This is a genomic window from Alloprevotella sp. (assembly GCF_057240785.1).
Genome location: NZ_DBHHRH010000031.1, coordinates 1 through 10,084 on the forward strand (window position 1 = coordinate 1; position 10,084 = coordinate 10,084).

A 10,084-nucleotide genomic window follows, 5' to 3' on the forward strand; every position below is an offset into this window, starting at 1 on the left:
TGCTTGAAACACGCCAACAGCAGCTTTCCTGTGTCGTAGACCTATATAGAAGTCTCGGAGAATAAGGTTCATCAGGCATAAAAGCAAATGATTTTTTGGAATGATTTATTCGCAATCACTATATTTTTTAGAGGCAAACATATTTGTACGTTGTCAAACAAAAGTGCACAACTGCAAATGTTGTTATTTATGCTGTAATATCATTCTTTTATTCTCAGAAATTCTTTTGTTGATTGAATTTTGCTTTATTGTTTCTCTTATCCTTTTAATTTTCTCCCCTTGGCCTAAATATACCTCTCTTGGTGTAAGATTATCCAACGATTCATGAAATCTGCTCTCATTATAGTATTTCACCCACCCATCAATGGCCTTTTCTAATTCAGAGGGACAGAAATGATGATTTAGTTTTATCACATTCTTCATTGATCGATGATATCGTTCTATCTTTCCTTGCGTCTGCGGATGGAATGGTTTGCCATGGATATGCTTGATATTATATTCCTTACAGAGATATTGTTTGAGAGAGGAAGCAATATAACATGGTCCATTATCTGATAACAGACAAGGAGGATTCTGGAATGTAACTCCTGCCTTCTCAATTGCTTTATCTATTGTTCTGGATACATCATCAGAAGTCATACTCGAACATAACTCCCAATGGATAATATACCTGCTGTAGTCATCAATTACCGTAGAGAGATAATACCAGCCCCAATCCTTGACTTTGAAATAGGTAAAATCGGTCTGCCACATCTCATTAGCGAATTTAGTCTTATGATGGAACTCATCGCCTGCAAGGACGAAATCATACTCCATACGTTCCAATAGACCTCTTTCATGCAGAATACGATAAAAGCTTGACTCAGAAACGAATATCTGACTCTCTTCCAATAAAAGGACGGACAACTCCATGGGAGTGAGCTCAGGATGCTCTATTATTTCTCAAACACAGAAAGACCGCAGAAGCACGAGCCGCTGCAGTCTTTCGGATAATTGGGAAGATGGATATTAGAGACGCACCTTAGCAATCAGTTTGCGAAGTTGGCCTTGCCCAATGATAGGCGCATGAGCGTCTTCTGGATAAACGAGACAGAACTCACCTGGTTGCACCTGGAAGTAGGTTTCTGCCGGAGCTGAATAGAGAGCAAAGTCTTCTGCCTCATTGAAAGGCGCATCGCTTTGTCCGAGTGCTCTGAGTGGACTGATACCAATTTCTTCCACACCGCTTAGAGGGAAGTGGACGTCCATATAAGCCCGATGCACTTCCAGCTTCTGCTCTTCACGCGTCTTGAGTGTGGCATCGCTAACATTTATGAAGAGGTCGCTACCTTGCAGTTCGATACGCCCCGTCTCCACCTTTGAGAGATCGTGTAAGCGCACATAGTCGAAGAGTTTTTTCAGTAGCGGATGCAACGCGTAGTAGCGTTCTGCATCGGATACAGTGGATAAAATCATAATGATAAAAGAAAAGATGGTGATTCCGAAAATCCCTCCACCTGCCCCATTCGGAGAAATGTGCAGCGTGTCCTAAAAAATGGCAACGAAGCAACTCTGAAGTGTGGAGGCGATGGAGGGACTTTTCGCCTTATTATTTCTGTTCGCGATTACTCAGTTCTTCCAGCATCTTCCAGCAGTTGAAGAGACCACGGGGAACGTGGAAGCAGCCTTTCCACTTACCGCCCTTGAGCGGCAGCAGGACTTCGCCACGGCGATTCAGATAGCCATACCATTCAGGATAGTCGGGGTCGGCAAAATGCTTCCATGTGTAGTCGTGTACACGCTCGAACCATTCGAGACACTTAGGGTTGCCCGTGAGCTGATACCCTTTGAGCATGGAGATGAGCGTTTCGATATGTACCCACCATAGTTTTTGGTCGAACTCTAACTCATGGCGCGGTTTGCCCAAACGATCCATGAAATAGAAGATACCGCCGTACTGCTCGTCCCAACCATATTCCACTTCGGCAAGACTGATTTCAACGGCTTTTTCTATGAGATCGGGGCGGTTTAGACGCTTCCCTAAGTCCATAATAAACCACGTTGATTCGATGGCATGGCCGGGATTGAGTTTGCGTCCATCGAAACTATCAACAAGTTCTCCATCCTTTCCCAAAGCCTCAACCACCAAGCCGAGTTCTGGACGATAGAAAACATCGAGCACTTCGTGCAGGCAGGTGTCAATGGTCTGATGCAGGAACTTGGGTTCTAACAAAGGCTCAATCTCCAATGCAACATTACACAAAATCATGGGAAGGTCGAACGTCTTTAAGCTGCGTGAGCCAGGAACGGCCTTATTCCAGCGAGCCTTTGGATTGTCCACGCGTGAGAGGACGATGTCGAAAGTTTTGCGCGCAATCTCCTCATACTCTTTATTGCCCGTTGCGATGGCCAACTGACCAAAAGCGATGACAGCAAAGGTATAGGAGAAAATGTTGTAAGGCTCTACGAGCGGCTGTCCCTCACGGTCGAGGGCGAAATACCAGTTCAGCTGGCCATCATGGCCGTATTTCTTCAGAAATTCTGCCCCCTGAACAGCGCAATCCAACCATTCTTGCTTATGTTCTACTTCGTTATAGAGTTTAGCAAACATCCACACCTCGCGGCCTTGCAGCCAGATGAATTTGTCCGTATCGTAGACTGAACCGTCGCGGTCGAGACAAGTGAAATAACCGCCAAACTCATGGTCTTGTGACTTGTCAAGCCAAAAAGGAACGACCTTATCGAGCAGTTCACTCTTATACTGCTCCGCCAATGTTTTGAAATTTATCATATCTAAATTTGTTAGAAAGTCTGCCGTATTCTCTCGGTAAGAGATACCCTTTTCTTTTTGGCGATAAAGGGACTGGTGGCAGACTTTTTTTACTGAATTACATATTAGCTTCTGCCCACGTTATTTTTTCTTGAACCAACTTGGCTGGGCGATATTGTTTTTGCCCTTTAGGCTGAATAAGTATATCCTTGTCTATCTCGATCTCTTTGGGCCACCCCTTCCAGAAATACTCGAAATAGTTCTGCTCGGAAAGACGCATATTCTTAATATCAAGTTGGTTAGAGGCCTTATCCGCTTGATCAGACAACTTTTCAGTACCAACAGAAGAAGCTATATCGGTAATAAGTGAAGCAAGTCCCTCACCTGGCATAGTGGCCGTTCCTTCATAGAGAACAAAATAACCACCAAACTCATCATCTTCATCCGCAGCAATAGTGTCGGCCGTAACTGTAGACTCAGAACTAAATCCTTCCGTCTTTTCTGCATCACGAGGAATTTGTCGCTTTCCAAAACTAAAGGAACTACCATGATTTTTGAAAAGAGATTCCATTTCTGGAAGGAATCCGCGCACCGATTCCTCGTCGCCTACTGCAGCTTTCAAGAGACTTTCGATAGCTTTCTTATTTAGCAGTTTTGCCACTTCGGGATGCTTCTCAAAGAGCATAGAGCCCACTTCTTGAGGCAAGTCCTTGCAGCGTTGAGCCACATCCTTCCAGTTTTCAAGCTTCTGAACTTCACCAAACTCATTCAGCTTGAAATTCAGCTTCAAGCCTTTCAGTTTTCCAAAAATGAAAGCCTGCAACTGTGCCTTGAAATCGACCGATGAGGAGTCGGGCTTGTTGAAATCAAGCAAGGTATATTCCAGCGTGTACCCATCCTTTGTAGAGTCGGTCACCACCAATTGGAAATCGCGCCAATAGTGTACCGTATTGACAGTATCATTCTTTTCATTCACACGAAACTCGTTATGAACATAAGTGTATTTGACACTGTCGTTCTTAGCAAAATAAGCCACAACATCCACAGTGGAATCTGCGGTTGCCTCCTGCGCATAAGTGGTCAGGGACAAGAGAGCGAACAAAGTAAAGAAAACTTTTTTCATCATAAGAAATATTTAAGATTTTACAGATTTATCTAATGTTTTCCAAGTCAAACCCACCAGCGTATTGCTTTCAGGGAAGAGGAAACTTAGGATATAAGCCACCAACACCGAAACACCCATCGACACAAAGCCGAAGAGCAAGAAATTGACGGAGGTGAGGAAATTCATATAGAACACGGCAGCCGTTCCGCATAGGAAACCGATGAGCGCGGCGCGAGCACCGATGCGCGGGAAGAAGATACCCATGAGGAAAAGGCCTCCAATGCCACCGCTTAGCAGGCCAAGGATGGTGTTGAAGTAGTCGAGCAGCGATTGAATATTTACCGTGGCCATCAAGATGGCGATGAGCATACCCACCACCCCTGTAACCACGCCAGCCACACGAGCTACACGCAACGTAGTCGAGGAACTGAGCGAGGGATAGAGTTTCTTGTAGAGGTCGATAGTGAAAGCCGTTGACACGGAGTTGATATTGGAGGCTATCGTGCTCATCGTAGCAGCAAAGACAGCAGCAATGAGCAGGCCGGCAAGACCAGCGGGCAACTGGCTCATCATAAAGAACGGGAAGATAGCGTCAGTCTTAGCCATCGTCATGTCCATGGCCGCTGGGTGGGTCTTAAAGAACGTATAGAGGCCTGTACCGATGGTGAAGAATGCGATGGTGACAAACACACTCATCAAGCCGTTTGTCAAGATACCGCGGGCTGCACTGCGTTCGTCTTTCGTCGTGAGATAGCGCTGAATAACGGTTTGATCGCTGGTATAAGAAATCAGATTGTTGGCCAAACCGCCTAAGATAACCACCCAGAAACAAGCGTTGCGATAGTCAAAAGACCAATCGAAAAGGCGGAACTTATCATTGTCCCAAGCCAAGCGGAAGAAATCATCTGCGCCTTGTCCCGTGTTCACAATGAGATAGCCCGCGGCCAAGAATGCGCCACCTACAAGGATAATGCCTTGAATCACATCGCCCCACACAACGGCTTCCACACCGCCCATAGTGCAATACACAATAGTGATAGCGGCCATGAGGACAATGCAAATGTAGATATTGATACCTGTCACGGCTGTCATAGCCAAGCTCGGCAAGAACAAAACCAATGCTGTGCGAGCCACCATAAAGACGATGAACAAGAGACTGGCCAAGAGGCGTGTCGTATAGTTGAAGCGGCGCTCCAGATACTCGTAAGCCGTTGTCACATTAAGCCGACGGAAGAATGGGAGGAAATACTTGATAACGGGGAAACTGATGAGCAGAATACAAATCTGCATCGGATAGTAGGTCCAATCAGTGGCGTAAGCCTTGGCTGGGATACTCATATAGGTGATAGCTGAGAGCATGGTGGCAAAGATACTGATACCTGCTGCCCACCAAGGGATGCGGCCACCGCCCTTGAAGAAGTCCTCGCCACCCTTTTGGCGACGCATGAAATAGAAGCCCAAAGCGATCATCGCTATAAGATAAGCGATGAGTACGGCCCAGTTGAGCCAACCGAAGCGGGCTGTATAGGTCATCGTAACGGCTGTAACATCCGCGCTACGTATGCCCGGTTTCGATTCGCCGTCTACAACAATCCAATGTTGCTGCCCATTGCCGTCGCGGAAAGGCACAACGGCTGCTCCAGCCCGCGCAATGCGGGGATTCTGAAAGACACGTGCCCAGGAATCGGTGATGGTTTGATACACCAAGATATGGTCATTGAACTGATACCATGCTGCGGGGCGCAACATATACTGGGTTTGTGCCTCTTTTAGAGTTGCACTCGGATGCTCCGCCAGTTGCTTACCACGCTGAATGGCTTGTTGGAAGATTTCTCTATTGACGCCGCCAAAGAAGAGAATGTGTCCGCTACCACTCACCACGGCTTGTGCACCAACAAGGGCTTGCGGACTGCTTGCTCCCTCGGGCAAGATGGGCGAAGTAGTTTCCCATGTATTGCGTTTGGGATTGTATACCAAACCATTATCGGCAATGAGATTGGTAGTAGGGTCGAAACCGCCAAAGACATAGAAAAGAGGACCAAGTGCTCCATTCTGAACAGCACCACAGGACTGCACACGCCCAGCTCCTGGCAGATTGGGCAGTTCTTCCCAACCCTGATTGGTATGCCCCATCGAAAGACGGAAAGCTTTATTGGAAGGACGACCATTCGTTTGACCGCCAGCCACATAGATATACCCATCGCCGAATGCGCCCGCCATTTGGTCGAGCCCTATAGGCAGATCAGGTAAAGTCTTTATGGAAAGTTTCCCTTTCTGCATCTGAAGCAGAAAGACACTTTTCTCACTAACTTTTCCGTCCTGTGTGCCGCCGATGCAAACCACACCTTCGGGCGTGGAGATACTCACACCATAGGCCAACGGCTTAGGTAAACGGCCAACATTCACCCACTGTTTTCCACTCAAAGGAGCAGCCAAGGCCAGCACAATATCGTAGTATTTCTTAGCTCCTCCCAAAGCTGCGGGAACTTCTGGAAAATTGCAGCCACCAGCCACTAATAGATAATTTTCACTAAGTCCTGCAAAATGGCCTGAAAGACCTTCAGTGGACGTATTAAAGAGAGGTTGCACCGCCTCAAAACGGACATCATTGAATTGCTTTTCTTCCTTCTGTTGAGCCAGCAGGGTCAACGGCAGAATAAGGAGGAGGATAAGTAATCGGTATCGTTTCATAATGATGATAAAAGAAAAAGAGGGCTTCCTGCTTGAAACAGGAAGTCCCCTTATGGGGAAGATGGAGGGGACTTTCTAATTATTTATTACAATGCTCAAAGAAATTGATGGCTTCAAGTTCTTTCTTCAACTGCAGTTCTTCCTCGTCCGTAACATTTTGGAAAGGCGTGCGGTTCTTACCAAGATCCAAGCCTATGAGCTTCATAATGCGCTTTCCGCCTACAATGTTGCCACGGAAATGGCAGATAATATCGATGACATCTTGGGCGTAGTTCTGCAACTCACGTGCTTTTTCGAGATCGCCCTCTTCCCAAGCTTTCTGAATGCCTACGAGGCAACGGCCGTTATAGTTGGTTGTACCGCCTATGCCGCCTTGCGCGCCGCCCATAGCCAGACACGGCAGAATGGTTTCGTCCTGACCGTGGAGCATATCGTACTTATTGTTCTTATAGCGCAAGCAACGATTGTATTCGTACATACTTTCAAACGTGTACTTGATACCTGCAAAATTGGGGATACGGCCGCTTTCGTCAATGGCTTTCAGAAAATCGTACATAGAAAGGAAACAACCGTTGAAAGCGGGAATGTGATAGAAGAAGAAAGGCAGATTGGGCGCACCAGCTGCAATCTCTTCGCAATATTTCACTAACTCTTCAATCCGTCCGATACGGGGGAACGGAGTTGCCATAGCTCCAATGCCCCACGCCCCTATCTTTTGTGCGTGTTCGGCCAAGCGACGGCTACTCTTAACCATAGTTGAACCTACATGAACAATGACTTTGAAATCAGCAGGAACGGCCTTTACCCAGGCTTCAGCCAGCTGCATGCGCTCTTCTTCGGTCAGCATATAGCCTTCGCCCGAAGAACCATTGATAAAAACGCCTTTCAACCCATTGCGCGCTAAGAGAGCAGCATATTGAGGGATGATGTCATAGTTTACTTCACCATTAGGCAAGAACGGGGTAAAGGGAGCGTCGATAAGCCCCTTGATTTTTTCGAATTTCATAAAGGTGTTAATTTCTTATGTGCTCACAAAATTACGGATATTTTATAAAAAGACGATTTCTATAAGGGTGTTTTTCCCGTTTTCCATATAATCTGTTGACTTTCTCCTACTTCACTCCGATGCTTCGGTAGGTTTTCTTATTTTTGCACTTTCAATCCTAATTTTGTTTTACCAATGACTAAAAATTCTATTAGCGGCCATCTGTCTATCCTTGCAGTCAATGTCATCTTCGGACTGACAGTGCCGTTCATGAAAATTCTTAGCGACGGATGGTTAGAACCTGTCAGTTTGTTGGCCGTTCGCTCTTTCTTCGCCATGCTGATTTTCTGGTTGATTTCTTTCTTCGTTCGGAAAGAGAATGTGTCGGGACGCGAACTTTGGACTATCCTTATCGGAGCGCAATTGGGTTTTGTACTTTCGCAATACTTCACTGTTCTGAGTCTCAACTATACCTGTGCTGTCTATACAGCTATAGCCTTGGCCTGCACCCCTATTATTTCACTCTTGCTGGGGGCTATCTTTCAGCACGAACGTATTACGACACAGAAACTCATTGGCGTGGTGCTCGCACTGGGCGGCGCACTGCTGATGATACTCAAAGGCCAGTCGGCCATTGCTGGGGCAAACGATGTGCTCGGCATTTGCTTAGCACTACTTGGCGGTCTGTCCATAGCTATCTACTACATTATTATGGGTGGCATATCGGAGCGTTATTCTGCCACGACACAAATGAAATGGACGTTCCTCTTCTCGGGCATCGCTCTTTTCCCCATCGGTCTCTATCAGTTTCCGTCGCAGGCCATGTACGTTGGCTCACCAAGCACAAGCGTCATCGGTGTCCTCGCCTTTGTCATTCTCTTCTCTACCGTCCTTGCATTCTTCCTCCTGCCTTTCGGAATGAAGAGCCTCCCCGCCACCACCGTCAGCATCTACATGAATCTCCAACCCGTCGTTGCTGCCACGGCCGCTATCTTTATGAAGCAGGATTATTTTTCCCTCGACAAGCCCATTTCCGCTCTCCTTGTCATCCTCGGAGCTTACCTCGTTACAAGGGGTCCCCAAAAACCAAAAACTTAATCACTTTTGAAATACAATTACGCATTATATTCAACAAAAGATGTATATTTGCCCATATAATAATGTTCACTATGGAGAATTATAAAACAAATAAGCGTGAATATGTAAAGCCTGCAGGCGAAATCATCTATGTTGCTGCAGGACTATTACAAGAGCTCAGCGGAAATGCCGGCAATATTGGAGCTGGCGAAGGTGCTGGTGACACAAGAAAAGAATGGCTTAAAGAAGAAAACGAACATTCATGGGGAGACTAAGCAAAGCAACGACTATAAGCGACAGGACTTATCAGTAATAGATATTTATCAGAGTAAGTAAATCCAGTTACTCTGATTAGGTCCCTTTCTTTTCCGTACAAAAAAACGGCACTACAGAAAAGTTCTGCAATGCCGTATCTCATGTAATATCTTTCTTTATCCAAGATATTTGGTCAAAATTTTAATATTATCTGCCTCACGCAGACGACGAAGTGCACGTTCCTTAATCTGACGAACACGCTCTCTTGTTAGGTTGAGAGAATTAGCAACTTCTTCCGCAGTCATTTCAGTGCGACCAATACCAAAAAGCATCTTCAAAACTTGACGCTCTCTATCATTCAATATCAGCATTGCTGAATCCAAATCGGCAGAAAGAGATTCTTTTTCCATCTGATTGTCCGTTCCAGGTGCACTCTCATCTGTCATAATGTCAATCAGCGAATTAGAATCATCATCTTGGAAAGGAGCATCCACGGAAACTTTCTTACCATTAGTACCCATTGCTTCACGAACTTTATCAACATCCGTGTCCAAAATGTCAGCTAATTCTTGTACAGAAGGACGACGTTCAAACTGCTGCTCAAAACTTACAATAGCTTTCGTCAGCTTGCTCTGAAATCCTACCTGATTTAACGGCATTCGCACAATACGACTCTGCTCAGAAATAGCCTGCAGAATACTTTGGCGAATCCACCATACAGCATAACTGATAAACTTGAAGCCTCGAGTCTCATCAAACTTCTGTGCCGCCCTAATCAAACCTAAGTTACCTTCGTCAATCAAATCGTTCAGTGCAAGCCCCTGATTTTGGTACTGCTTTGCAACACTGACAACAAAACGCAAATTTGCACGAGTTAATTTCTCTAATGCTTCGCGATCACCTTTGTGAATGCGCTGTGCCAGTTCTACCTCTTCATCAGTGGAAATAAGCTCCTCACGGCCGATTTCAACCAAATACTTGTCCAAAGCCGCACTCTGGCGGTTCGTAATACTTTTATTTATTTTTAATTGACGCATAGTCACTTACTAAAACTTTGCAAAGTTAAGTACTTCCAATGAAGTTTGCCACTATTTTAAGCATTTTTGAGATATTTCTCTAGTCACACTTGTAGGCAAAAAAGAGGCTTCTACAGAATAAACTGATAGAAGTCTCTTATTTAAAAAAAGGCGGCGACCTACTCTCCCGTCTTGTGGACAGTACC

General features: G+C 45.7%; 9 protein-coding genes. 2 read left to right on the forward strand and 7 right to left on the reverse strand.

Going from position 1 to position 10,084, the window contains the following annotated elements; genetic code table 11:
- Positions 1-183 precede the first annotated feature (183 nt).
- From ACO4R2_RS07120 to ACO4R2_RS07145, 6 genes are all read right to left on the reverse strand, one after another.
- The gene (locus tag ACO4R2_RS07120; protein WP_484769718.1) at positions 184-912 is read right to left on the reverse strand and encodes a transposase; all 729 of its coding nucleotides are present in this window, start codon (positions 910-912) and stop codon (positions 184-186) included.
- A 96-nt stretch (positions 913-1,008) separates the two neighbouring features.
- Positions 1,009-1,455: a NanQ anomerase/TabA/YiaL family protein gene (locus tag ACO4R2_RS07125; protein ID WP_484769719.1), complete on the reverse strand. Its 447-nt coding sequence runs from the start codon at positions 1,453-1,455 to the stop codon at positions 1,009-1,011.
- A gap of 133 nt (positions 1,456-1,588) precedes the next feature.
- The gene (locus ACO4R2_RS07130; RefSeq protein ID WP_484769724.1) at positions 1,589-2,767 is read right to left on the reverse strand and encodes a n-acyl-d-glucosamine 2-epimerase; all 1,179 of its coding nucleotides are present in this window, start codon (positions 2,765-2,767) and stop codon (positions 1,589-1,591) included.
- Between the two features lie 100 nt (positions 2,768-2,867).
- Positions 2,868-3,875, reverse strand: coding sequence for a hypothetical protein (locus ACO4R2_RS07135; RefSeq protein WP_484769720.1), 1,008 nt, complete (start codon positions 3,873-3,875; stop codon positions 2,868-2,870).
- Positions 3,876-3,884: 9 nt separating this feature from the next.
- Complete coding sequence (locus tag ACO4R2_RS07140) at positions 3,885-6,545, reverse strand: sodium:solute symporter family protein (RefSeq protein WP_484769721.1); 2,661 nt, start codon at positions 6,543-6,545, stop codon at positions 3,885-3,887.
- 79 nt (positions 6,546-6,624) lie between these two features.
- Positions 6,625-7,551, reverse strand: coding sequence for a dihydrodipicolinate synthase family protein (locus tag ACO4R2_RS07145; protein WP_315092394.1), 927 nt, complete (start codon positions 7,549-7,551; stop codon positions 6,625-6,627).
- 174 nt (positions 7,552-7,725) lie between these two features.
- On the opposite strand from ACO4R2_RS07145, the gene ACO4R2_RS07150 reads away from it, so the two are divergent.
- Positions 7,726-8,628 (forward strand): DMT family transporter, encoded by a 903-nt coding sequence (locus tag ACO4R2_RS07150; protein WP_484769722.1) that lies wholly within the window; start codon positions 7,726-7,728, stop codon positions 8,626-8,628.
- 71 nt (positions 8,629-8,699) lie between these two features.
- A complete protein-coding gene (locus ACO4R2_RS07155) occupies positions 8,700-8,882 on the forward strand; it encodes a hypothetical protein (RefSeq protein ID WP_484769723.1) in 183 nt (60 codons plus the stop codon).
- 156 nt (positions 8,883-9,038) lie between these two features.
- On the opposite strand, the gene ACO4R2_RS07160 is transcribed toward ACO4R2_RS07155, so the two are convergent.
- Complete coding sequence (locus ACO4R2_RS07160) at positions 9,039-9,899, reverse strand: sigma-70 family RNA polymerase sigma factor (RefSeq protein WP_315092389.1); 861 nt, start codon at positions 9,897-9,899, stop codon at positions 9,039-9,041.
- Positions 9,900-10,084: the final 185 nt, after the last annotated feature.